This is a genomic window from Rhodococcus indonesiensis (genome assembly GCF_047782815.1).
In the GTDB taxonomy this organism is placed as follows: domain Bacteria; phylum Actinomycetota; class Actinomycetes; order Mycobacteriales; family Mycobacteriaceae; genus Rhodococcus; species Rhodococcus indonesiensis.
The window spans coordinates 378,800-402,555 of the sequence record NZ_CP180630.1 but is presented as its reverse complement, the minus strand read 5'-3'; the positions used below and the strand labels follow the sequence as shown (position 1 = coordinate 402,555).

Sequence of the window (23,756 nt, the reverse complement as noted above, 5' to 3'; positions counted from 1 at the left end):
CGTTCCACGAAGCGGCACGTCACGAATCACGAGGACCACGATGACCAGCGGGGGCTACGAACCCACTCCCGATCCGCAGGATCCGAACAAGTACCCGGGCGCGCAGCCGTACGGCCCACCGCCCGGGTACGGCCCGCCCCAGGGTTACCCACCGGGCTACGGCGCACCACCGCCCGGCTACGGTCCGCCGCAGGGGCCGCCACCGCAGTACGGCGCTCCCCAGTACGGCGCTCCCCAGTACGGCGGCCCCCAGCACGGTGGCCCCCAGTACGGTGGGGCACCGCAGCAGCCGGGAGCACCGTACGGGCCACCGCCGGCGGGCGGCCCTGCCGGATACGGACCGCCCCCCGGCTACGGAGCCCCCGGTGGCTACCCACCGCCCGGCTTCGGTTCGTCCCGCCCGCAGATCGACATCGGCGCCGCCCTGAGCTACGGGTGGCGCAAGTTCAGTGAGAACGTCGGCGGCTGGCTGAGCCTCGCCGGCGTGATCGTCGTGGCCGCGCTGGTGTTCGGCGCCCTGATGTTCGGGGTCGTGATGGCCTCGACCACGACGGACCGCTACGGCGACAGCACCGGCATGTCGGGCGTCGGGATCGCCGTGATGATCGTGCTGATCGTCGCGTTCGTCATCGGCATGCTCGTCGTCCAGGCGGCCGGGGTGCGTGGAGCCCTGTACGAGCTGGACGGCCACAAGCCGGCGCTGAAGGACTTCTTCCGCGTCGGCAGCCTCGGTCCCATCCTGCTCGCGTCCCTGCTCATCGCGCTGGGAACACTGCTCGGTTCGCTCGTCATCGTCGGTGGCATCGTCGTCGCCTTCCTGACCGTGTGGACGCTGCACTTCGTCATCGACCAGCGGCAGGACGCGGTCACGGCGATCAAGTCGAGCGCGTCCGCGGCCGCGGCCAACGTCGGGCAGCTGATCCTGCTGTGGCTGGTGCTGTCCGCGATCAACTTCGTCGGCGCGCTGTTGTGCTACGTCGGCCTGCTGGTCACCGTGCCCGTCACCACCATCGCCTACGCGTACGCCTACCGCGTCGCCACGGGTGGGCGCGTAGCTCCCTGACAGCAGGTCGCGGGTCCCGGATCCGCCGGGCCGGGGCCCGCGTCCTGTTCGTCCGTTCTTCGCCTTCCGGCCGCCCGAGTGCTTGGATGGCCGGGTGACAGAGCACGTGCAGACTCAGCAATCCGACCACACGCACTTCGCCCGCGTGGTCCGCAGCCACTACCCCGGGCTGGTGGCCCTGTTCACGGCGGTGCTCATCATCTCCAACGTCGCCGCCGGCAAGGGCGTGGCGTTCTTCGGCGACGCCGAATGGGCGCTCGGCCCGCTGCAGATCCTGCCGATCATCACCGACGGCGCGTTCTTCCTGTTTCCCCTCGCCTACATCGTCGGCGACGTCCTGAGCGAGGTCTACGGCTTCGCCGCGACCCGGCGCGCCGTGTACTACGGTTTCGGCGCGGTGGCGCTGGCCGCGCTGTGCTTCTGGATCGCCCAGCAGCTGCCGCCCGCCGACTTCTACGAGAACCAGCCCGCGTTCGAGGCGGTCCTCGGGGTGGTGCCGCGGCTGCTGCTGGCCGGTCTCGCCGGTTACCTCGTCGGGCAGCTGCTCAACTCCTACGTGCTGGTGCGCATCAAGGAGATCACCAAGGAGAAGCACCTGTGGGCCCGGCTGATCGGCTCCACCGTCGTCGGCGAGTTCGCCGACACGCTCATCTTCTGCGCGATCGCCGCCGGCGTCATCGGCATCACCACGTGGGCGGACTTCGTCAACTACGTGGTGGTCGGGTTCCTGTGGAAGACCCTCGTCGAGATCGTCGTCATGCCGGTCACCTACGCGGTCATCGCGTACGTGAAGAGGCGGGAGCCGACCTACGCCGAGTGACCGCCGGCCCGGACGTCCGCCGACGCGTAGCGCCGAACTCGCTCACCGCCGCGCGTAGAACCGGCCCAGGGTCTCGGCCTTGTGCTCCTCGAAGTACCCGCCGTCGACGGCGGCGCGGATGTCGTCGACGAGCCGCACCGTGAACCGCTCGTTGTGGATGGTGCACAACGTGGCCGCCAGCATCTCCTTGGCCTTGAACAGGTGGTGGATGTAGGCACGCGTGTAGTGGCGGCAGGTGTAGCAGTCGCAGTCCTCGTCGATCGGGGTGAAGTCGCGGCGGAACCGGCTGGTGTTGATGTTGAACCGGCCGTCCGGGTGGTAGATGGCCGCGTTGCGCGCCACCCGGGACGGGTTCACGCAGTCGAACGTGTCGACACCGTGCTCGATCGCGACGAACATGTCGTCGGGCTCGCTGATGCCGAGCAGGTGCCGCGGCTTGTGCTCGGGCAGCTCCTCGGTGCACCACCGGACGATGGTGCCGAGGTTCTGCTTCTCGAGGGCGCCGCCGATGCCGTAGCCGTCGAAGCCGCGGCCCGACTCGCCGACGATCGACTCGAGACCGCGGCACGCCTGCCGGCGCAGATCCTCGTACTGCGCACCCTGCACCACACCGAACAGCGCCTGATACGGACGGTGGGCTCGTTGCGCCGTGAGCTTCTCGTGCTCGGCGATGCACCGCACCGCCCATGCCTGGGTCCGCTCGACGGACCGCTCCTGGTAGCCGCGGGTGTTCATCAGGGTGGTCAGCTCGTCGAACGCGAAGATGATGTCGGCGCCGAGCTGATGCTGGATGCGCATCGACACCTCGGGCGTGAACCGGTGCCGGGAACCGTCGAGGTGGGACTTGAAGGTGACACCGTCGTCGTCGACGTGCGCGAGGCGCTCCTTGCCTTCGGCTATGACGTCGTCGGACTGCACGCCGACGGCGTCCATCGCCAGGACCTTCTTGAAACCGACCCCGAGGGACATCACCTGGAATCCGCCGCTGTCGGTGAAGGTGGGCCCGTCCCAGTTCATGAATCTGCCGAGCCCACCGGCCTCGTCGACGATGTCCGACCCGGGCTGCAGGTACAGGTGGTAGGCGTTGGCGAGCAGCGCCTGCACCCCGAGTTCCTTCATCGCCTCGGGCAGGACCGCCTTGACCGTCGCCTTGGTGCCCACACCGACGAACGCCGGGGTGTGGATGTCACCGTGCGGGGTGTGGATCGTGCCGGTGCGTCCGAGTCCGTTGTCGAGCCGGGTCCGGACGGTGAAGAACGGGTCGGGCGGGGTGGGCACGGCGGAAGCGGTGGTGCTGGGGTCGGTCACGTCGGTATCCAATCACGAGGTCCGGTCACGGCGCCGACGGCAGCCGCACCGCGAGGGCGAGGACGGCGACACCGGCGAGCGCGAGCCCCGCGCCCACGGCGGCCGGCGCGGTATAGCCGAAGCCGGCGGCGATCACCGCGCCCCCGATCCAGGCGCCGAACGCGTTGGCGAGGTTGAACGCCGCGTGGTTGAGCGACGCGGCCAGGGTCTGGGCGTCCTCCGCGACGTCCATGAGCCGGATCTGCAGGCCCGGTCCGACCGCGGCGCAACCCGCACCGAGGAGGAACACCATCGCCAGGGCCGTGTACGGGTTGTGCGCGGCCGCGACGAACACGGCCAGCAGCACCGCCAGCGTCGTCATGGTCGTGAAGATGCCCGGCACCAGGGCCCGGTCGGCGACGCGGCCACCGACCACGTTGCCGAGCACCATGCCGAGACCGAAGAGCATCAGCGCGACCGGGACCAGCGCCCTCGACACTCCGGCGACGTCGGTCAGGGTGGTGCTGATGTAGGTGTAGACGGCGAACACGCCGCCGAAGCCGATCATCGCGACCGCCAGCGTCATCCACACCTGCCCGCGCCGCAGCGCGCCGAGTTCGGTGCGCACGCTGGTGGTGCGGATCGCCAGGGTGGGCACCCACGCGGCGATCGCAGCGACGGTGACCGTGCCGATCACCGCCACCAACGCGAACGCCGAGCGCCAGCCCAGCGCCATGCCGAGCCACGACGCGACCGGCACCCCCACGACGTTCGCCACCGACAGGCCCATCATCACCAGCGCCACCGCCCGGGCGCGCTGCCCGCGGCCGGCCAGATGCGCGGCGACGAGCGCGGCGACCCCGAAGTACGCACCGTGCGGCAGCCCGGCGACGAACCGGGAGGCGACGAGCAGTCCGTAACTCGGCGCGAGCACCGTCGCCGCATTGCCGACGGTGAAGGCGATCATGAGCGCGATCAGCAGCGTCTTGCGTGGCAACCGGGCGGTGAGCGCCGCGATCAGCGGCGCACCGACGACGACACCGGCCGCGTACGCCGACACGACGTGCCCGGCGGTAGGTTCGGAGACCCCGAGGCCGGTCGCGATGTCGGGCAGCAGGCCCATCGCGACGAACTCGGTGGTCCCGATGCCGAATCCGCCGAGGGCGAGCGCCCACATCGCGCGGGCCCGCCGCGATCGGGCGTGCGGTGTCGTCGCGGTTTCGTGGACGGCCCCCGGCGCTGCGGAGGCAGGTGGGCATGCGGATGCCGTCGTCGTCATGAGCGGGAACCTTCGAATAGTGCGGGATGCGCTGGATCGGCGTGCGAGACCAGCCGAGTCTCCATTCTCTTGCACATGCCGATTCGACCTCGAATCGAGAGGACGTGAGTTCGGCCACCCCGGCACGAGCCGCGCCCTGCGAAGGATCGGTCCACGACCCGCCGCGCCCGGGACGGGGCGCGCAGATCGCGCTGCGGGCCGGCTGCCGCACCCGCAGCGAAGATATCCGAAACCCTTCTGCAACAAAGACTTCGAAGACCGACACGACCGGGACAGGCGACAGAATTCACCAGTTCGCGCCGGCCCGTTCGGATGCGCGCAGCCGGAGCACCCCGTCGTCGATCCGGTACCGGTTCATCGTCGTCAGGGCAGGCGCGTACACGTGAATGCTGACGGCCGGAGAATCCGTGTCGTTCGTCACCTCGTGGACGTGATCGGCACCGAATCCGCGAGCCGTACCGGCGCGAATCCTCTTGCGTGACAACCCTACTTCGACCTCATCGAGACCCCTGTCCGCCGGGGTGCAGACGGTGGTCTCCATCAGCACACCCTGCGCCACCGCGAAGGCGCCCGCGCTGTCGCCGTGATCGTGGATTTCGGTTCTCTGCCCAGGCAGCCACGAAAGCAGCCACACTTCGTGGTCGTCGGCAACGACCAGGCGCGTGTACCAACGCTGCTGCTCGTCAAATCGAACGATCGGCATCCAGCGGGCGGGATCGTTCGCGATCCGCAGGGCGAGAGAGGTGAGGTCGGCGCGCGCCGGCAGGGCAGAAGTGGAGAGCATGGAGAAGTCCTGGAACGAGGAGGCACGGACGTGCCCCGGGCTGGGCTGGACAGGGACGGATTCAGCGACGACAGCCGGGACACGACTCGGCGGCACGGGCCGACGCCGTGCACAGTCCGCGCTGCCGCGCGTTCACCGAGAATGTCACGACGACCATGCCACCCCGGCCGGGTCCGCGCGTCAAGAGTTCTGCGCAGGCACTTTTGCTGCGAAGAAGCGCGCCGGGTTGTCCGTCCGCAGGCGCATGCCGGCGGCACCGCCGAGCACCAGGGGCGGCGCGTAGGGCCGGTCGGAGCCGAGCAGCACCCGGTCCTCGCCCAGGCGCGCGGTCACCGCAGCGACGACCTCCCGCCCGTACGACGACGTCTCCACATAGACCCCGGCCCCGGGGATGCTGCCGGGACCGCCGCGCATCGCCATCCGATCGGCATGCAACGGGGCCAGGCCGGCGAGCATCGCGAACAGCACCCGCAGCGCCGGGAACCGGCGCGACCCGAACTCGTGCCAGGCGAACCAGGCGGTGTGCATCTGGGTCACGTACGACACCATCGCCGGCCACCACGGCGGAGCGTCGGGCGCGGCGGCCGGACCGGGATGCACGAACAGCGGCTTGTGTACCCGCTCGAGTTCCGCCAGCAGCGGCGCGCACCGGTCGAAGCCCGCCGAGTCGGCCAGGGCCGTCGCCGGCAGCTGCAGACCCACGCACCCGGCCGCGAGAACCTCACGCAGCGTCTCCGGGTCGGGTTCGGCGAGACCGGCTGCGGCCCACACCCCGAACCGGTCGGGCAGGCTCAACGCCCCCTCGTGATACGCGTCGAGCAGCGGCCGGGACTCCTCGGCGGGCAGCTCCTCGATCCCGAGCGGGCTCGACAGCGACACCAACGCCAGGTCGATTCCGTCCCGGACCGCGAGGGCGGTCCGCGCAGCGACCGAATGATCGGCGGGGTCGACCCGGTACGGCGGCTCCCCCGGCAGGTGCAGCACCCAGCCGTCGAGCCGGGGCGGCGCACTGCGCGCCCGGAGGGCGTCGACGAAGGACGCCGGCCACACATGTTGATGCACGTCGACGCGGGGACGTCGCCTCATGCGTCCACGTTCGCCGCCGCGCGCCCCCGTGTCAACAGTCGTTCGCATCCCGGCGACGAACCCGGCCGCCGGCCGACGCGAGGCTCGGGCGTGGCCGACCCCGCGGCGCGGACCTCCCACGCCGTACGTACCGTATGTACGGTGTCGGCCCGGACCTCGTCCGGCACGATCGACCCGCACGCCTCCGCCCGGACCCCGCCGAGGCGCTCGCGGCCCGCCCCTTCGACGCCGGCCACACCACGGCACTAGCCTGGGACCGAGCGTGTTCGCCGATCGTCGGAAGGAGCACTCCGTGCCTCCCCATTGCGATTCCATGGACGGTCCCGTCGTCAAGGCCGCCGAAGCGGCCCTGGGCGACGACAACGTCGAGCTGATCCTGCCGTTCGTTCCGCTCGAAGCCGAGGACGAGGTGCGCACGGCGTTCGAACGGGCGACAGCCGCGCGCGCCGAGGGCCCGATCGCCCACGAGGTGGCCGATCTCTACTTCTTCGACACCGTGGTCCGGCTGCACCGTGCGGGCGAGGGCGCCTCGTTCACCGGCGTGAAGCCTGCGGGCGGCGACGTCGGCCCGGTGATCCCGCTCGCCGAGCGCGCGATCGAGACAGGCTCGATCGAGAAGCTCTACGCCTTCCTGTCCGCCGAGCTGCACCGGCAGCTGCAGTCCCGCCTGGAACGGATCGTCGCCCTGACCGACGCCGTGACCACCGCGGAGCGCCGGGAGTACACCGAGGCGATGCTCGGCTTCCAGGTGTACAGCCACCACCTCTACAAGAGCATGCACAGGGATCCGCACGAGGGCGGGCACCCGCACGGCTGACCCGGGCGCCGCCGTCACCTCTGCATCAGGTGATGCCGTCACATCGGCATCATGTGGTGCATCGGCATTCCTGGCATCAGCATGTGGTGCATCTGCATCATCAGCATGTGCAGCATGTGCATCCAGCCCATATCCATCGTTCCCACCTCCGCGTCCTGCGGTGCTCGTCGGAGGGCGACACCACTTCCACTATGCGCCCGATCGGGCGTGCAGGTCACCACGCCGGCGCCGCATGCTCCGCCCGGTGGCCTTGACGAGTTCGTCCACCCACAGCACCGAGGACCCGACGCCGACGGCGAGCGCCCACTGCTGCGAGGTGAGCGCGGTGGTGTCGAAGAAGCCCTGCAGGAATGCCGTCTGGACCACGCACACCTGCAGGACGACCACCACGATGAGCGCGATCCAGATGCTGTGGTTGGTGAGGGTCTGCAGCGAGAACACCGAGCCGAGCTCCGAGCGGACGTTGAGCAGGTTGAACACCTGGAAGAAGACGAAGGTGGTGAACGCGAGGGTGGTGGCGAACAGCGGATCGTCGGCGCTCTCGGGGAACCACTGCGGCGCGTAGTGCAGGACCGCGACGGTTCCGGCGGTCATGACGATGCCCAGTCCCAGGATGCGACGGAGCCGGTCGCGGCTGAGCAGACGCTCGCGCGCCGGCCGCGGCGGCCGGGACATGGTGCCCGGTTCCGTGGGGTCGACGCCGAGGGCGAGGGCCGGCGGGCCGTCCATGATGATGTTGACCCACAGGATCTGCAGCGCCGTGAACGGTGCGCCCCCGGCCAGCCCGAGCGCCCCGGAGACGAGGAAGATCAGCACGAACCCCCACGCCGTGGTCAGCTGGAACTTCACGAACTTGACGATGTTGGCGTAGATGCCGCGGCCTTCCTCGACCGCGGCGACGATGGTCGCGAAGTTGTCGTCGGTGAGGATCATGTCGGCCGCGCTCTTGGACACGTCGGTGCCGGTGATGCCCATGGCGACACCGATGTCGGCCTGTTCGAGAGCCGGCGCGTCGTTGACGCCGTCGCCGGTCATGGCGACGACCTCCCCGTTCGCCTGCAGCGCCTTGACGACTCGGATCTTGTGCTCCGGAGCCACCCGGGCCAGTACTCCGAAATCTGCTGCCCGGGAGCGCAACTCGTCGTCGTTCAGAGCATCGAGGTCGGCGCCGGTGGCCGCGGCACCACCGATGCCCAGCCGGCCGGCGATCGCCGACGCGGTCACGAGGTGGTCGCCGGTGATCATGTGCACCTCGATGCCGGCGGCATGGGCCACCTCGATGGCCCGCTCGGCCTCCGTCCGCGGTGGATCGACGATGCCGACCACGGCGTAGAGGGTCAGGTCGGACACCGCACGCTGCAGGGCCTCCGCGTCGCCCCGCGGCACCGCGTGCAGGTCCCGGCCGGCGATCATCAGGGTGCGCAGCCCCTCGGCGGCGAGCGACTGCACCGCGGCACGGAGGCGGTCGCGGCGGCGGTCGTCCAGCGGGACGGGGCCGTCCCCGTCGAGCATCGCGGTGGCGCGGTCCAGCAGTGCACCGGGTGCCCCCTTGGCGAAGCACCGGTAACCACCCTCGGGCAGGGCGTGGAAGGTCGCCATGTACTTGTAGGCGGAGTCGAACGGCACCTCCGCCAGCCGCGGCACCGCGAGGCGCGCCCCCTCGACGTCGATGCCGCCCTTCTCGGCGAGCACCACCAGCGCGCCCTCGGTGGGATCGCCGACGAGCACCCCGTCGCGGACGACGGCGTCGTTGCACAGTGCCATCCCGAGCAGCGGCGCGGTCAGGTCCGGGGCCGGCAGCCCGTCGCCGACTAGGATCTTGCCGTTGGTTTCGTATCCGGTTCCGGTGACGCGGAAGCTGCGGCCGCGGGCCAGCAGCCGCTGCACCGTCATCTCGTTGAGGGTGAGGGTGCCGGTCTTGTCGGTGGCGATGTGGGTGGTGCTGCCCAGGGTCTCGACGGCCGCGAGCCGTTTGACGATGGCGCCGCGCGCGGCGAGTCGCGACGCTCCCATCGCGAGGGTGAACGCGACGACCGCGGTCAGCCCCTCGGGGATGGTGGCGACGGCGAGCGAGACCGCGGTGATCAGCAGGTCGGACCACGACTGCCCGCGCAGCAGACCGAGCACGAACACGACGGCGACGACGGTGAGGGCGACGACGGTGAGGGTCTTGGCAAGCTGGTCGATGCGGCGCTGCAGCGGGGTCTTCTCCACCCCCGCGGTACCGAGCAGGGTGGCGATCGCGCCGATCTCGGTCTGCATCCCCGTGGCCGTGACCACCATCGTGCCCCGGCCCCGGGTGATGTCGGTGTTCATGAACAGCATGTCGGCGCGGTCGCCCAGCGGGGCCTGCTCGTCGTCGACGGGCTCGACGGTCTTGTCGACGGGATGGGACTCACCGGTGAGCGCGGACTCGGCGACCTGCAACCGTGCCGCCGTGACGACCCGGCCGTCGGCGGGCACGGAGTCGCCGGCCTCGAGGAGCACGACGTCGCCGGGCACCAGTTCGGTGCGCGGCAGGTGCTGTTCGCGGCCGTCGCGGCGGACACGGGCGGTGTCGACGGCCATCTGCCGCAGCGCCTGCAGGCTGTTCTCGGCGCGTCGCTCCTGCACGTAGTTCAGGACGGTGTTGAGGGTGATGACGGCGAGGATGACCACGGGGGTCTCCCATTCGCGCGAGACCACGGCGCTGACCACGGCCGCGACGACGAGAACGAGGGTCATCCGGTCGGCGAGCAGGGCGAGCACCTTGCGCCAGCCGGGCACGGTCGGCGCCTCGACGAGGGCGTTGGGCCCGTGTTCGCGCCGGCGTTCCTCGACCGCGCCGGTGGACAACCCCACCGCGGGGTCGACGTCGAGGGCCGCCGCGACGGCGTCGGCGCCGCGGGTGTGCCACGTGGTGGCCAGGGTCATCTCGCACGCTCCTCGGTGAGGTCGGGCGGCTCCCACGCTATCGATGTGACGGATGCCGCGCGATTCGACGCACGATCCGCCTGTGCCGCGCCCGGATTCGTGATGTGCTGGAAGCGGTGATATCGAGGCGCACGCCGCCGGATCGGAGGAGCCATGAGTGAGCCGAACGTCGACGATCCCGTCGTGGTCCTGAGCGACGAGGAGAGCTGGGAACTGCTCGGCACCGAGCGGATCGGCCGGCTCGTCGTGGTCTCGGGCGGACGGCCCGACGTCTTCCCGATCAACTACGCGGTGCGCGACCGGAAGCTGTACTTCCGGACGGCCGAGGGCAGCAAACTGGTCGAACTGACGTTGAACGCCGAAGTGGCCTTCGAAGCCGACCACGTGGAGCAGGACCGGGCCTGGAGCGTGGTGCTGCACGGACGGGCTCGAAACCTGGTTCGTTACAACGAGATCCAGGAGGCCGAGGAACTGGGTCTGCAAGCCTGGGTGCCCACTCCGAAGTACAACTTCGTCGAGGTCACCGCGAGCGAGATCAGCGGGCGCCGGTTCGCGCTGGTCAAGGATTGACCGAGGATCGACGCTGCCTCGGCGTCAGCCCGCCACCATGCCGACGCCGAGGCCGACCATGAGCACGGCGATGCCACCGTCGAGCACGCGCCACGAGGCGGGTTTCGCGAACACCCCGCGCAGCAGCGCGGCTCCGTAACCGAGCCCGAGGAACCACACGACGCTGGCCAGCGCCGCGCCGGCGCCGAACCACCAGCGTCCCGGGTCCCCGTGATGGTTGGCGACGGAGCCGAGCATCAGCACGGTGTCGAGGTAGACGTGCGGGTTGAGCCAGGTCAGCGCCAGGCAGGTGGCCAGTGCTGTGCCGACGGTGACGGGACCGCCGGCCGCGGCGGTCAGGGCCGCCGGACGCAGCGCCCGCCGCGCCGCGAGCAGGCCGTAGCCCACGAGGAACGCCGCGCCGGCCCAGCGGATCACCCCGAGCGCGCCGGGAACCCGGTCGAGCACCGTGGCGATGCCGGCAATGCCGGCGGCGACGAGGATCGCGTCGGACAGCGCGCAGACCGCGATCACCGGCAGCACGTGCCGCCGGGCGATCGCCAGGCGCAGCACGAATGCGTTCTGCGCACCGATCGCGACGATGAGCGACAGGCCGGTGAGGAATCCGGCGACGACGAGGTGCATGTCTCCCACGCTAGGAATCCGGCTCGATGAAGAACAGTTGATTTTTCTTCACTACCGTTAGAGTTTCTTCACGTGGATCTGGACTTCGCGCAGCTGCGGACCTTCGCCGCGGTGCTGGACGAGGGCACCTTCGACGGCGCGGCCGCGGCTCTGCGCCTCACCCCCTCCGCGGTGAGCCAGCGGATCAAGACGCTCGAGCAGCACGTCGGCCGGGTCCTGGTGCGGCGCACCAGGCCGGTGTCCGCGACGGCCGCCGGTGAGGCCGTGATGCGACTGGCCCGTCAGGTGGCGCGCCTCGAGCAGGACACCGCCGAGGCACTCGGCCTCACCGCCGGCCGGGACGAGTACGTGTCGGTTCCCCTCGTCGTCAACGCCGACTCGATGTCGACGTGGATGCTGCGCGCCCTGGCCCGCATGCCCGAGCGCCACCGCGCCCTGTTCGAACTGCACCGGGAGGACGAGTACCACGCCCCCGCGCGGCTGCGGGACGGCACCGCGATGGCCGCCGTGACGTCGGTGCCCGAACCGGTGCAGGGATGCGTCTCCGAAAAGCTCGGCGCCATGCGGTATCACGCGATGGCGAGCATCGACTTCGCGGACCGCTGGTTTCCCGGCGGACCGGACGCCGAGGCCCTGCGGCACGCCCCGATGCTCACCTTCGACCGCAAGGACGACCTGCAGGACCGGTTCCTGCGGCGCCGCACCCGGCACCGCCTCGATCCGCCGCGGCACTATGTGCCGGGCGCCGCCGAGTTCGTCGAGGCTGCGCGGCTCGGTCTGGGCTGGGGCATGCTGCCGGAACCGATGCTCACCCACACCGACGGACTCGTGTTCCTCGCCGCGGACGATCCGTTCGACGTGCCGCTGTACTGGCAGCGCTGGCGGCTCGAGTCGCCGGTCCTCGACGCACTCACCGACGTCGTCCGGCGGACCGCCGGGGAGGTGCTGCGCTGACCGCCGGTCCGGCCCGAGCGGCCGATCGGTTAGCGTGACGGGTCGGCCCCGACGAGAGGACAGACGGATGACCGCAGCATCGGCACGACAGCTGAGCCGGGCCCTGGCCGGCGTGCTGGCCGTCCTCGTCACCACCGGATGGGCCGCGAACCACTTCGCCGCGATGATCCCCGTCCTGCGCGAGCACGAAGGACTCTCGCGCGCACTGCTCGACGCGGTGTTCGGCATCTATGCGCTCGGACTGCTGCCCGGGCTCGTCGGCGGCGGCGCTCTCTCGGACCGGGTCGGCCGAGCCGCGGTGGTGCTCCCCGGCGCGACGATCGCCCTCGCCGGTACCGTGCTGCTGCTCGTCCGGCACGACGCCGCCGGACTCGTCGCGGGCCGTCTCGTCGTCGGGATCGGCGCAGGGCTGGCCATCGGTGCGGGTACGGCGTGGGCCACGGATCTGCGCGGGAAGGTCGGCACGGTGCTCGCCGGCGTCGCCCTCAGCTCCGGATTCGCCCTGGGGCCCTTCGTGTCCGGTCTGCTCGCCGAGTTCGGTCCGCGACCGCTCTCTCTCCCCTTCGTGCTCTCGGCCGTGCTGTCGGCGGCGGCTGTCGCCGCCGCGGCGGTGTGGAGCCGGTCCGCGCACTACGCGGCGGCGGAACTGCAACCGGTCGTGCCGGGGCACGACCGGTCGGTCGCCGGCGCGCTGTCCTGGTCGTTGCCGCTGGCGCCCTGGGTGTTCGCCTGCGTCACAGTCGCATTCGTGACCTTCCCGGCCAGGATCTCGAGCGAGTACGCAGGTCCGGCCCTGACCGGCGCCGCGGCGCTGCTCGCCCTGGGCTCCGGGATCGTCGTGCAGGCGGCGGCACGGCGACGCGAGTGGGGACCGCAGGCCGGGACGGTCGGCGCCGTCCTCGCGGGGCTCGGGTTCCTCCTCGTCGGCGCCGGCGGGACGCACCCGCCGCTGTGGTTGCTGCCCGTCGCGGCACCCGTGCTCGGGGTGGCGTACGGGCTGTGCCTGCGCGAGGGCCTGCTCGACCTCGAGTCGCTCGCGCCGAAGACCTCACGTGGGACGCTGACCGGCGTCTTCTACGTCGGCACCTACCTCGGCTTCGCGCTGCCGGTGCTGCTCGTGGTGCTCGAACCCGCCACCGGCGCGAGCCTGCCGCTGTTCGCGCTCGCCGTCCCGGCGTTCGCCGTCGCGCTGGTGCGGGCCCGCCGGTTGGCCGTCGCCGAGCACCCCCGGGCCGTGGACGTGACGCGCGGGTGAAGGACGATCCGGCCTCCCCGCCGGGAATTTGCTCGCCGGTCCGGAATCCGCTCCGGCTGTGCCGGGCGCGGATCCACACTCGGCGCGGCGATCCTGCCGCCCGTCACTCCACGAGGGCGCGGAACTGCGCGTCGTACAACCGGAAGTAGGCACCGCCCGCTCGGAGGAGTTCGTCGTGCGTGCCCTGTTCCACGATGCGTCCGTGTTCCATCACCACGATCCGGTCCGCGTCGCGGATGGTCGAGAGCCGATGCGCGATCACGAAACTGGTGCGGTCCCGGCGCAGTACCGCCGTCGCGTGCTGCACGAGCAGCTCGGTGCGGGTGTCGACCGAGCTGGTGGCCTCGTCGAGGATCAGGATGGACGGTTGCGCGAGGAAGGCGCGGGCGGTGGTGATCAGCTGCCGCTCCCCCGCGCTGATGTTGCCGGCATCCTCGTCGATCACGGTGTCGTAGCCGTCGGGCAGGGACCGCACGAACCGGTCGACGTAGCTGATGCGTGCGGCCTCGAGGATCTGGTCCTCGGTGGCGTCCGGCCGGCCGTAGGCGATGTTGTCGCGGATGGTGCCGCCGAACAGCCAGGTGTCCTGCAGCACCATCCCGATGCGCGAGCGCAGCTCGTCGCGGCTCATGGTCGTGACGTCCACGCCGTCGACGAGGATGCGTCCCGAATCCAGTTCGTAGAAGCGCAGGATCAGGTTCACCAGCGTGGTCTTGCCGGCGCCGGTCGGTCCGACGATCGCGACCATCTGCCCCGGCTCGACCCGCAGGTCGAGATGCTCGATCAGCGGCTGCTCCGGCAGGTACGAGAACGAGACGTCCTCGAACTCGACCAGGCCGTACCGCCCCCACGGAGTGACGGGGGCCGGCGGATCGGGTTCCTGTTCGGGTTCGTCGAGGATCTCGAAGACCCGCTCGGCGGACGCCGCCGCGGACTGCAGCAGATTGACCATCGCGCCGATCTGACCGAGCGGCTGACCGAGCTGGCGCGAGTACTGGATCAGGGCCTGCACCTCGCCGAGACTGACGGTGCCCGACGCGACCCGCAATCCGCCGAGCACGGCGATCGCGACGTAGCTGAGATTGCTCATGAACATCACCAGCGGCATCACCAGTCCGGAGACGAACTGGGCCCGGAACCCGGCCCGGAACAATTCGTCGTTGGTTTCGGTGAAGCGGCGCTCGACCTCGGCGGTGCGGCCGAACGCGGTGACGAGTTCGTGGCCGGTGAAAGCCTCCTCGATCTGACCGTTGAGGTTGCCGGTGGTCTTCCACTGGGTCACGAAGTGCCGCTTCGACCGCTTCGCCACCACTGCGGTCACCACCACCGACGCCGGCACCATGAGGATGGCGACGAGTGCGAGCAGCGGCGAGATCCACACCATCATCACGACGAGGCCGAGCAGGGTGAGCACCGCCAGCACCAGCTGGCTGATCGACTGCTGCAGACCCTGCGAGATGTTGTCGATGTCGTTGGTGACGCGGCTGAGCAGGTCACCGCGGGAGTGGGAGTCGAAATAACGCAGCGGCAGCGCATGCACCTTGCGTTCCACCCGCGAGCGCAGGTCGCGGATGACGCGCTGGACGATCTCGTTGAGTCCGTACGCCGCCAGCCAGATCAGGCCCGACGACAGCAGATACAGCGCGAGTACGAACACAAGGGTGCGGCCGAGGGCGGCGAAGTCGATGCCCGCGCCCGGCACGAGCGACATCGCCGACACCATCTCCGCGAACTGGTCGCGTCCCTGCGCGCGCAGCGCCTCGACGGCCTGCTCCTTCGACAGCCCGGCGGGCAGCTGCCGGCCGATCACCCCGCTGAAGATCAGGTCGGTCGCGTGACCGAGAACCCGGGGCGCCACCGACGACGCCACCACCCCGAGCACGGCCAGGACGAGCACCGCGGATGCGGCCCACCGATGCGGCCGCAACAGGCCGACGAGCCGTTTGGTGGCCGGCCACTTCTGTCGCGCCCGGTTCTCCGGTGCGCCCGGGTCCACACCCCCGAGCCGCGGTCCCGCCTCCTTGCGCTCGGTCATGCGTTCACCATGCGCTGCGACTCGACGATCTCGGCGTAGGTCGGGCAGCTCGCGAGCAGCTCCAGATGCGTGCCCGAGCCGACGACGGCCCCGCCGTCCAGAACGACGATGCGGTCGGCGTCGAGCACCGTGGACACCCGTTGCGCGACGACCACGACGCACGCATCGCGGGTCTCCGGGAACAGTGCCTCCCGCAGCCGCGCGTCGGTGGCCTGATCCAGGGCCGAGAACGCGTCGTCGAACAGGTAGATCGACGGCCGGCGGACCAGTGCCCGGGCGATGGCCAGGCGCTGGCGCTGCCCGCCCGAGACCGTCGTGCCGCCCTGGGCGACGAGGGTGTCGAGTCCCGCCGGCATCGCCCGGACGAAGTCCGCCGCCTGCGCGACCTCGAGGGCGTGCCAGAGTTCGTCGTCGGTGGCGTCGGCGCGGCCGTACCGCAGGTTCTCGGCGACGGTCCCGGAGAACAGGTACGCCCGCTGCGGTACGAGACCGATCGCGGCGCGCAGCACCTGCGGATCCAGGTCACGCACGTCGGTGCCGCCCACCAGGACCGAGCCGGCGGTGACGTCGATCAGCCGCGGGATCAGCCGGAGCAGGGTCGTCTTGCCGGAGCCGGTACCGCCGATCACGGCGGTCGTGCTGCCGGGTTCGGCCCGGAACGTCACGTCGCGCAGGACGGGCGCGTCGGCACCGGGGTACGCGAACGCCGCGCTCCGCAGCTCGAGGGTCACGGGTGAGCCGAGGGTGCGGACGGGCCGGGCCGGCGTCGGCAGCGACGACTCGGTGTCGAGCACGTCGAGGATCCGCTCGGCGCACACTGCCGCGCGCGGCGCCATCATCGCCACGAACGACGTCATCATCACCGCCATGAGGATCTGCATGATGTAGCTCAGCAGCGCGGTGAGAGACCCGACCTGCATGTCGCCGGTGTCGATCCGGTGGCCGCCGAACCACAGCACGGCCACGCTCGTGGCGTTGGCGATGAGCATCACGAGTGGGAACAGCAGCGCGTTGATGCGGCCGACGTGCAGCGCGGTGTCGGTCAGTTCCGCGTTGGCGACCTCGAACCGCTCCCGTTCGGTGTGCTCGCGGACGAATGCCCGCACCACGCGGATCCCGGTGATCTGTTCGCGGAGAATCCGGTTGACGGCGTCGATGCGCACCTGCATCACGCGGAAGGCCGGCACCATCCGGGCGATCAGGACGAACATGGTGACCGCGAGAACGGGCACGGCGGCGACGAGCACCAGCGACGTGCCGACGTCCTCGCGCAGCGCCATGACGATGCCCCCGATGCCCATGATCGGGGCCATCACCACGATGGTGCAGCTCATCAGCACGAGCATCTGCACCTGCTGCACGTCGTTGGTGTTGCGGGTGATGAGCGACGGCGCACCGAACCGGCCGAACTCGCGGGCGGAGAACCCGCCGACGCGGCGGAGCACGGCCAGCCGCACGTCGCGGCCGACCGCCATGGCCGTGCGCGCCGCGAAGTACACCGAACCGATCGAGCAGCCGATCTGCACCGAGCTGATCGCCAGCATCACCGCGCCGGTGGACAGGATGTAGCCGATGTCGCCGCGGGCGACGCCGTAATCGATCAGGTCGGCGTTGAGCGCCGGCAGGATCAGCATGGTGCCGGTGGCGACCGTCTGCAGCAGCACCACCGCGAGCAGCGCCCCGCGGTGCGGGCGCAGGAACCGCAGGAGCAACCGGACCAGCATGATCACCACGCTACCGGTGCAGCGGCCCGGTTCCCGGCACCTTTTCCGCTCCCGCGGGAGGGGAAGAGGTGTCCGGGCCCGGTCATGTGTGCGCCGGCTCGCGGGTGGGCTCGGGGGCGGTCAGCTCACGGCGGAGCTTCTCGCCCTCGACGTCCACGTTCGGCAGGATGCGGTCGAGCCACTTCGGCAGCCACCAGGCCTTGTCGCCGAGGAGCGCCATCACCGCCGGGATGATCACCATGCGCACGACGAACGCGTCGAAGAACACGGCCGCCGCGAGGGCGAAGCCGATCGACTTGATGAACGAGTTCGGCTCGGCGATGAAGGCCGCGAACACCGAGATCATGATGACCGCGGCGGCCGTGACCACCCGGGCGCCGTGGGCGAAGCCGATCCGCACGGCTTCCTTCGCGGAGGCGCCGTGGACGAATTCCTCCCGCATGCGGGTCACCAGGAAGACCTGGTAGTCCATCGCCAACCCGAACACCACACCGATGAGGAAGATCGGCATGAAGCTGACGATCGGTTGCGGGTTGGAGACGAGCCCGCCCCAGCCCTCCTGGAAGACCGCCACGGTCGCGCCGAACGTCGCCAGGACGCTGAGCAGGAATCCGAGGGTCGCGGTCAGCGGCACCAGGATCGAGCGGAAGACGAGCATCAGCAGGATGAACGCGAGTCCCACGACCACCGCGAGGTACGGCACGAGTGCACTCTGCAGCGTCTCCGACACGTCGCCCTCGAGGGCGGTCTGTCCAGTGACGCCGTAGGAGACACCGATCTCGTCGTCGAGCTGCGCCTCCTGGTCGCGGATGCTCGACACCAGGTCCATCGTCGCCGGCTCGCTGGGGCCCGACCGTGGCGTGACCATGATCTGCGCTGTGTCACCGGCCTGGTCGACGGCGACGACCTGGGCGTTGACCACCTCGTCCTGCTCGTACAGACGCTGCACGACCGCACCGAACGCCTCCTGCGGCGCGACGGTGGCTTCCCGGGCGTCGGCGACGACGAGCAGTGGACCGTTGCGGCCGGGACCGAAGCCCTCGTTCACGAGGTCGTAGGCCTGCCGGGCGCTGGTCTTCGGGTCACCGGTCGCTTCGGTGGGCAGCGCCAGCTGCAGGTTCGCGCCGGGCAGCGCGAGCAGACCGAGCAGCAGGACGCCGGCGACGAGCGGGATCAGCGGCTTGCCGGTGGACCAGCGGATGTAGCGCTGGGCGGCGCTCGGCGTGTCGGTGTCGGCCTCCGGATCGTGGTCCTTCAGGCCCGGGATACGGCCGGCGAACGCCTTGCGCCCGAACAGGCCGAGGATCGCGGGCAGCAGGGTGATCGCGATGAGCACGGCGATGAACACCGTGAAGGCGGCCGCGTATCCCATCGCGGACAGGAACGGGATCCCCACCACGCTCAGCGCCATCAGGGCGATGATCACGGTCAGGCCGGCGAACACGACGGCCGAGCCTGCGGTGCCCACGGCACGTCCGGCCGCCTCCGCCCGGTCGGCGGTGACGGTGATCTCGTGGCGGAACCGGGAGACGATGAACAGCGAGTAGTCGATCGCGACGGCGAGACCGATCATGATCGCCAGCGTCGGGGTCATCGAGCTCAGGTCGGCGAAGCCGGTGGCGACGGTGATGCCGAGGCTGCCGATGGCGATGCCGATGATGGCGGTGATCAACGGCAGGCCCGCGGCGACGAGCGAGCCGAAGGTGATGGCGAGGACGACGGCGGCGATGCCGATGCCGATGAGTTCGGTGACGCCACCGGGCATCTCGGCCTCCGCGGCGGCGGTTCCGCTGACCTGGACGTTCAGGCCCGCGTCCCGGCCGATCTCCGCGGCCGCGGCGATCTGCTCGCGCATCGTGTCGTCGACGTCGCCGAAGCCGCCCTCGAACGGGACGGTGACGAAGCCGACGGTGCGGTCCGGGCTCAGCGGCGACAGCGCGGCCGCATCGGCGAGCGCGGTCTCCTCCGGCTTGCCCTGTTGCTCCGCGGCGGCCTTCATCTGTTCGACGAGACCGGCGTTCGCGGTGACGGGGTCGACGAGGACGGCGGCCTGCTGCTCGGGGGTGGCGACGGCCGGGTCGATCTTGGCGGCGGCGGTCACCTTGTCGATGCCGCGGATCGCCGCGAGCACCTCGTTCATCGCCGCGAGGTTGTCCGGCTCGTCGAGGGTCTGCCCGTCGGGGGCGGCGAACACGTAGCGCGCGCTGAGCGCGTTCGTCGGGTCCGCGGCGTTCGGGAACCGTTCGGCGAGCAGGTCCTGCGTTTGCTGCGCGGGGGTGCCCGGGATGGAGAACGAGTCCGTCGTCGGTCCGGACAGGGTGGCCGCACCCACCCCGAAGAGGACGAGGATCGCCAGCCAGAGGGAGAGGACCGTGCCTTTTCGCCGATAGGCGAACTTGCCGATCCGATAGAGATAGGTCGCCACGGGGAACCTCGTCTTCCGGATGTGTCGTGCAGATGTCTTAGAAAAGGCCTTGTCGCAGTTGCTCGAAGGCGGCTAGGACGAGCTCCTCGGGGGACGTCGCCCCCGAGGTGCCGGCGAGCCACAGTTCGACTGCCGACTTCATGGCCGAGACCGCGGCGTAGCGGACCAGACTCGGATACAGGTCGACCCGGGGGTCGGTGCCGGTGCGCTCGGCGATGGCCTCGACAAGCAGTTGCGAGGCGCGCACTTCCATCTCGACCCGGCGCGCCAGCAGGGCGGGGCTCTGTTCGAGCAGCTCCATGGTCGTGCACAGTTCCACGAAGTCCCCGCCGGGATCCGAAACTATCTCCCGTGCAACGGCTTCCATCGATTCCCACACGGGCTCACCGGCGGGCCGCGCGTGCAGGCGCCCGACCCACGCGTGCACCAACCCCTCGAGGTGTGCGAGGACGGCCTCTTCCTTGCCGGCGAAGTAGTTGTGGAACGTGCGGGTGGACACCCCGGCCCGGGCGGCGATGGCGTCGGCGGTGACACCGTCGAGTCCCTTCTCCCGCGCAAGATCGGCCGCGGCCGCGACGAGCGCTGCTCGCGTGGCGGCCTTCTTGCGGTCGCGCAGGCCGGGCGAAGTGGTCACGTCTTCCACGGTACGCACCTTGCAGAGTCCTGCAAATTTGCAGAGTCCTGCAAAAATATGCGTTTGCCCACACCCCTCCGAGCGGTGTGGCGGCGCTCACGTGCGGCGACGCTCCCAGGCGCCCGGGTCGGCGGTCAGGTCGGATACGAACCGTGGCAGATCGTCCGCGACGACGTCGGCGAGGGTGACTTCCTCGAGGACGGCCCGCAGGTTCACCCGCACCGCGATCCACACGTCGCGCAGGCGTTCGGCCGGTCCGGTGTAGACCACATCCTCCGGCCGCTGGCCACGCACCGACGCGAGCGGGCCCTCCACCGTGCGGATGATGTCCGCGACGGAGATCTCCTCGGCCGGGCGCGCCAGCCAGTACCCGCCCTCCGGGCCACGGCGACTGTGCACCAGACCGCCCCGGCGCAGGTCGCCGAGCACCGCCTCGAGGAACTTGTGCGGGATATTCTGCGCCCGCGCCAGGTTCTCGGCCTTGGCGGGCGCCTCGCCTGCCGCCGCGAGTTCGAGCAGCGTGCGCACGGCATAGTCCACCCGGGCGGTGATGTGCACGTCGCGCTCCTCGGTTCGACTCTGCGCCGCCAGCGGTGACGGACACAGAATTCCTACCAAACCGGGGGAAAAGCGCGCGAGCCCCGTCCGGCGATCGGGGTCACGCGGCGACCGTGCGCCGGCGTGCCGAGACTGCACACAGCGCGAGCCCGACGACGACCCATGCGCTCAGCACCAGCACCGCCGTCCCACCGCCGTGCCCGTCGAAGAACGCGACCGAGCGGACCGCGGTCCCCGCGGCGCCCGGTGGCAGCAACTGGCCGAAGGCACCCCATCCCTGCGGCAACCACGCCGCGGTGGTCGCGAAGCCCGACAGCGGGTTGCCGAGAAACATCATCAGGACCGCACCGGCACCGAAGCCGGGCAGACCGAAGAGCGACTCGAGGCCCAGCAGAGGCAGCGAGACGGCGGCCAGGCTCAGCGTGAGCGCCGCCGCGGTCGCCCAGTAGTTCCCGGTCAGGCTGCCGAACCCGAACTGCAGAACGGCGGTGAGAGTCAGCCCCGCGAGCACCGCGAAGCCGATCGCGCCGAGCACTCGCAGGCCGACGCGCCCGGGGAACAACCTGACGAGAGCGATCGCCGGTACCAGACCGCCGAGGACCAGGGGCAGGGCCAGCGAGTTCAGGCCGGCCCCGGCCGGGTCGTCGGCGGGCAGTGGCACGACGTCGCGTACGGGGACGGGCCGGCCGAGCGTCTGCGACAGTCCGGCGGCCGTGGCGGTCAGCACCTGCGCGACCGGGGCTCCGCCCGCGCCGGCGACATACATCGCGGGCCCGTCCGGTTCGACGGCAAGACCGCCGACGACCTCACGCTGCTCGATCGCCGTGCGCAGCGCCTCCACGTCGGCGTATCGCTGCGGCGAGAACGCGCCGGGCCGGGCGTCGGCGAGACCGGCCTCGATCCGGGCGACGGCCGGATCCGGTCCGACCACCCCGATCTTCAGCCCGTGCGGACCGCTCTCGACCGCCGGGGCGGCGAAGGCGAACAGCATCAGGGCGATCACGGCGGTGAGCGCGAGCACGACGCCGACGACACGCACGGCGTCCGGCGGGGCGTGCCGGGCGGTGGTGGGGTCCGGGGCGGAGGTCGAGGCGGCCATGACGACTCCTTGAAGTGGAGGATTTCTCTCCGTTTATGTGGAGTATATTCCTCCGCTAGGAGTGGGTGTCAACCCGCCGACCACAGGAGACTGCATGCGCGCCGACGCCGCCCGCCGACGCGAGGCCCTGATCCTCGCCGCCCGCGACGTGCTCGCCGAACGGGGACACGACGCGCCCCTCGACGCCATCGCCGAGCGGGCCGGCGTCGGCATCGCCACCCTCTACCGCAACTTCCCCACGCGCGACGATCTCGCCCATGCGGTGGCCCGTCGTACCCTCACCGAGGCGGGCGCGGCCGCCGAGCACGCCCTCGCCGCAATGGCCTCGGACCCCGAACGTGCCTGGACGGAATTCGTCGGCACCGCCGTCCGGTTGCGGCTCGGCGCCCTGATCCCGGCTCTCATCGTCGAGAGCTACCGGGAACTGCCCGGTGACGTCCTCGAGGTCCGGGAGGAGACCAAGGCGCGCGTCACCGAACTCGTCCACACCGCACAGCGAGCCGGCCTCGTCCGCGACGACGTCCAGCCGATCGAGGTGATCATGGCGATCGCCCGGCTCACCCGCCCCCACGTGCAGTTCGTCGACGAGGTCGTGCCCGCCCTCGTGCCCCGGATGATCGCGATCTACCTCGCCGGCCTGCGGCCGGACGGCCGGCCGCTACCCCACTGACCGCCGGACCTCCGTAGTGACCGGAACCACATTCCGGTAGATTGGACGCCTGTTCACATCACTCCCGGAGGACCGCATGTGGGAGACCCTGACGGCGTCCTGGGCGTCGCTGCTCGAGCCCCTGCACGACCCCGTCGCGCTGGCCATCCCGGCGTTCCTGCTGTTCCTCGCGCTCGAATGGGCCGCCGCGCGCACCCTCGAGCACGTCGAACCCGGCGCCGACGGGCACACCCGCCCGCCCCGCGGTGGCTACGAGGCCCGTGACGCACGCACGAGCATCTCCATGGGACTCGTCTCCATCGGCACCAGCGCCGCCTGGAAGGTGCTGGCTCTCGTCGGCTACTCGGCGATCTGGGTGTATCTCGCGCCGTGGCACCTACCGGCGAACGCCTGGTACACGTGGGTGATCCTGCTCCTCGGTATCGACCTGCTCTACTACTGGTACCACCGGACGGCGCACCGGGTGCGGCTCGTGTGGGCCACCCACCAGGCGCACCACTCGAGCGAGTATTTCAACTTCGCCACCGCCCTGCGCCAGAAGTGGAACAACAGCGGCGAGATCCTCATGTGGCTGCCGCTGCCCTTCCTCGGCATCCCGCCGTGGATGGTGTTCGTCGGATTCTCCGTCTCGCTCGTGTACCAGTTCTTCGTGCACACCGAACGGGTGGGCACGCTGCCCCGGCCCGTCGAGTTCGTCTTCAACACCCCGTCGCACCATCGGGTGCACCACGGGTGCGACCCCGAATACCTCGACCGCAACTACGGCGGCATCCTGATCATCTGGGACCGCCTGTTCGGCACCTTCCGCCGCGAGACCCACCGCCCCACGTACGGACTCACCAAGCCCGTCGGCACCTACAACATCTGGCGGCTGCAGACGCACGAATATCAGGCCATCGCGCGTGACTGGCGGGCTGCCGCGCGGTTGCGCGACAAGCTCGGCTATACGTTCGGCCCGCCCGGCTGGGCGCCGCGGGACGTCGCCCCGATGCCGGACTTCGCAACCCGGGTGGCCGGGAAATCACAGGCCGGCTGACGCTCGGGCACAGCGGTTTCCGGCCACCGATCTCCCCAACCCTGTGATCGCAGCACGGCCCGAGAGGTAGAGTCCGCACCGACGACGGTGTTACGAGGACTCGGCATTGCGCCGAGGCCGACG

General features: G+C 70.6%; 20 protein-coding genes. 8 read left to right on the top strand and 12 right to left on the bottom strand.

The window, feature by feature from the left end:
• Positions 1-40: 40 nt before the first annotated feature.
• Positions 41-1,063 (top strand): hypothetical protein, encoded by a 1,023-nt coding sequence (locus ACM26Y_RS01825; RefSeq protein WP_416062494.1) that lies wholly within the window; start codon positions 41-43, stop codon positions 1,061-1,063.
• Positions 1,064-1,157: 94 nt separating this feature from the next.
• Positions 1,158-1,883, top strand: a complete 726-nt coding sequence (locus ACM26Y_RS01820; protein WP_289382494.1) for a queuosine precursor transporter — start codon at positions 1,158-1,160, stop codon at positions 1,881-1,883.
• A 42-nt stretch (positions 1,884-1,925) separates the two neighbouring features.
• Here ACM26Y_RS01820 and tgt read toward each other — a convergent pair whose 3' ends face one another.
• The 4 genes from tgt to ACM26Y_RS01800 form a co-directional block, all read right to left on the bottom strand.
• A complete protein-coding gene (gene tgt / locus ACM26Y_RS01815) occupies positions 1,926-3,191 on the bottom strand; it encodes a tRNA guanosine(34) transglycosylase Tgt (RefSeq protein WP_003936896.1) in 1,266 nt (421 codons plus the stop codon).
• 25 nt (positions 3,192-3,216) lie between these two features.
• Positions 3,217-4,347, bottom strand: a complete 1,131-nt coding sequence (locus tag ACM26Y_RS01810) for an MFS transporter (protein ID WP_003936897.1) — start codon at positions 4,345-4,347, stop codon at positions 3,217-3,219.
• Between the two features lie 388 nt (positions 4,348-4,735).
• Positions 4,736-5,233: a cysteine dioxygenase gene (locus ACM26Y_RS01805; RefSeq protein ID WP_416062493.1), complete on the bottom strand. Its 498-nt coding sequence runs from the start codon at positions 5,231-5,233 to the stop codon at positions 4,736-4,738.
• Between the two features lie 180 nt (positions 5,234-5,413).
• Positions 5,414-6,319, bottom strand: a complete 906-nt coding sequence (locus ACM26Y_RS01800) for an amidohydrolase family protein (RefSeq protein WP_416062492.1) — start codon at positions 6,317-6,319, stop codon at positions 5,414-5,416.
• 292 nt (positions 6,320-6,611) lie between these two features.
• Here ACM26Y_RS01800 and ACM26Y_RS01795 point away from each other — a divergent pair, with 292 nt between their 5' ends.
• Positions 6,612-7,136: a DUF6448 family protein gene (locus tag ACM26Y_RS01795; protein ID WP_238586503.1), complete on the top strand. Its 525-nt coding sequence runs from the start codon at positions 6,612-6,614 to the stop codon at positions 7,134-7,136.
• Positions 7,137-7,325: 189 nt separating this feature from the next.
• Here the strand turns inward: ACM26Y_RS01795 and ACM26Y_RS01790 are convergent, their stop codons facing one another.
• Positions 7,326-10,049, bottom strand: a complete 2,724-nt coding sequence (locus ACM26Y_RS01790) for a cation-translocating P-type ATPase (protein ID WP_416062491.1) — start codon at positions 10,047-10,049, stop codon at positions 7,326-7,328.
• A 153-nt stretch (positions 10,050-10,202) separates the two neighbouring features.
• Here ACM26Y_RS01790 and ACM26Y_RS01785 point away from each other — a divergent pair, with 153 nt between their 5' ends.
• The gene (locus ACM26Y_RS01785; protein WP_003936902.1) at positions 10,203-10,619 is read left to right on the top strand and encodes a pyridoxamine 5'-phosphate oxidase family protein; all 417 of its coding nucleotides are present in this window, start codon (positions 10,203-10,205) and stop codon (positions 10,617-10,619) included.
• Between the two features lie 24 nt (positions 10,620-10,643).
• Here ACM26Y_RS01785 and ACM26Y_RS01780 read toward each other — a convergent pair whose 3' ends face one another.
• Positions 10,644-11,243 (bottom strand): LysE/ArgO family amino acid transporter, encoded by a 600-nt coding sequence (locus tag ACM26Y_RS01780; RefSeq protein WP_371383655.1) that lies wholly within the window; start codon positions 11,241-11,243, stop codon positions 10,644-10,646.
• Positions 11,244-11,315: 72 nt separating this feature from the next.
• Here ACM26Y_RS01780 and ACM26Y_RS01775 point away from each other — a divergent pair, with 72 nt between their 5' ends.
• On the top strand, positions 11,316-12,197 hold the full coding sequence (locus ACM26Y_RS01775; RefSeq protein ID WP_416062490.1) for a LysR family transcriptional regulator ArgP: 882 nt from the start codon (positions 11,316-11,318) through the stop codon (positions 12,195-12,197).
• 67 nt (positions 12,198-12,264) lie between these two features.
• The gene (locus ACM26Y_RS01770; protein WP_371383654.1) at positions 12,265-13,452 is read left to right on the top strand and encodes an MFS transporter; all 1,188 of its coding nucleotides are present in this window, start codon (positions 12,265-12,267) and stop codon (positions 13,450-13,452) included.
• A gap of 103 nt (positions 13,453-13,555) precedes the next feature.
• Here the strand turns inward: ACM26Y_RS01770 and ACM26Y_RS01765 are convergent, their stop codons facing one another.
• The 6 genes from ACM26Y_RS01765 to ACM26Y_RS01740 form a co-directional block, all read right to left on the bottom strand.
• The gene (locus tag ACM26Y_RS01765) at positions 13,556-15,487 is read right to left on the bottom strand and encodes an ABC transporter ATP-binding protein (protein WP_003936910.1); all 1,932 of its coding nucleotides are present in this window, start codon (positions 15,485-15,487) and stop codon (positions 13,556-13,558) included.
• Entirely contained in the window at positions 15,484-17,211 is a 1,728-nt protein-coding gene (locus ACM26Y_RS01760; RefSeq protein ID WP_289380980.1) for an ABC transporter ATP-binding protein, read from the bottom strand. Before ACM26Y_RS01760 ends, ACM26Y_RS01765 begins: the two co-directional genes overlap by 4 nt.
• 82 nt (positions 17,212-17,293) lie before the next feature.
• Positions 17,294-19,636 carry an MMPL family transporter gene (locus tag ACM26Y_RS01755; protein WP_003936912.1) on the bottom strand — a complete coding sequence of 781 codons (2,343 nt, stop codon included), beginning with the start codon at positions 19,634-19,636 and terminating at the stop codon, positions 17,294-17,296.
• Positions 19,637-19,673: 37 nt separating this feature from the next.
• Positions 19,674-20,270: a TetR/AcrR family transcriptional regulator gene (locus ACM26Y_RS01750; protein WP_416062489.1), complete on the bottom strand. Its 597-nt coding sequence runs from the start codon at positions 20,268-20,270 to the stop codon at positions 19,674-19,676.
• Between the two features lie 96 nt (positions 20,271-20,366).
• Complete coding sequence (locus tag ACM26Y_RS01745) at positions 20,367-20,828, bottom strand: RrF2 family transcriptional regulator (protein WP_003936914.1); 462 nt, start codon at positions 20,826-20,828, stop codon at positions 20,367-20,369.
• Positions 20,829-20,928: 100 nt separating this feature from the next.
• Positions 20,929-21,927, bottom strand: coding sequence for an ABC transporter permease (locus ACM26Y_RS01740; protein WP_289380987.1), 999 nt, complete (start codon positions 21,925-21,927; stop codon positions 20,929-20,931).
• 94 nt (positions 21,928-22,021) lie between these two features.
• Between ACM26Y_RS01740 and ACM26Y_RS01735 the strand changes: the two genes are divergently transcribed.
• Entirely contained in the window at positions 22,022-22,597 is a 576-nt protein-coding gene (locus tag ACM26Y_RS01735; RefSeq protein ID WP_416062488.1) for a TetR/AcrR family transcriptional regulator, read from the top strand.
• Between the two features lie 76 nt (positions 22,598-22,673).
• Positions 22,674-23,633 (top strand): sterol desaturase family protein, encoded by a 960-nt coding sequence (locus tag ACM26Y_RS01730; protein WP_003936917.1) that lies wholly within the window; start codon positions 22,674-22,676, stop codon positions 23,631-23,633.
• The last annotated feature ends 123 nt before the right edge of the window (positions 23,634-23,756 follow it).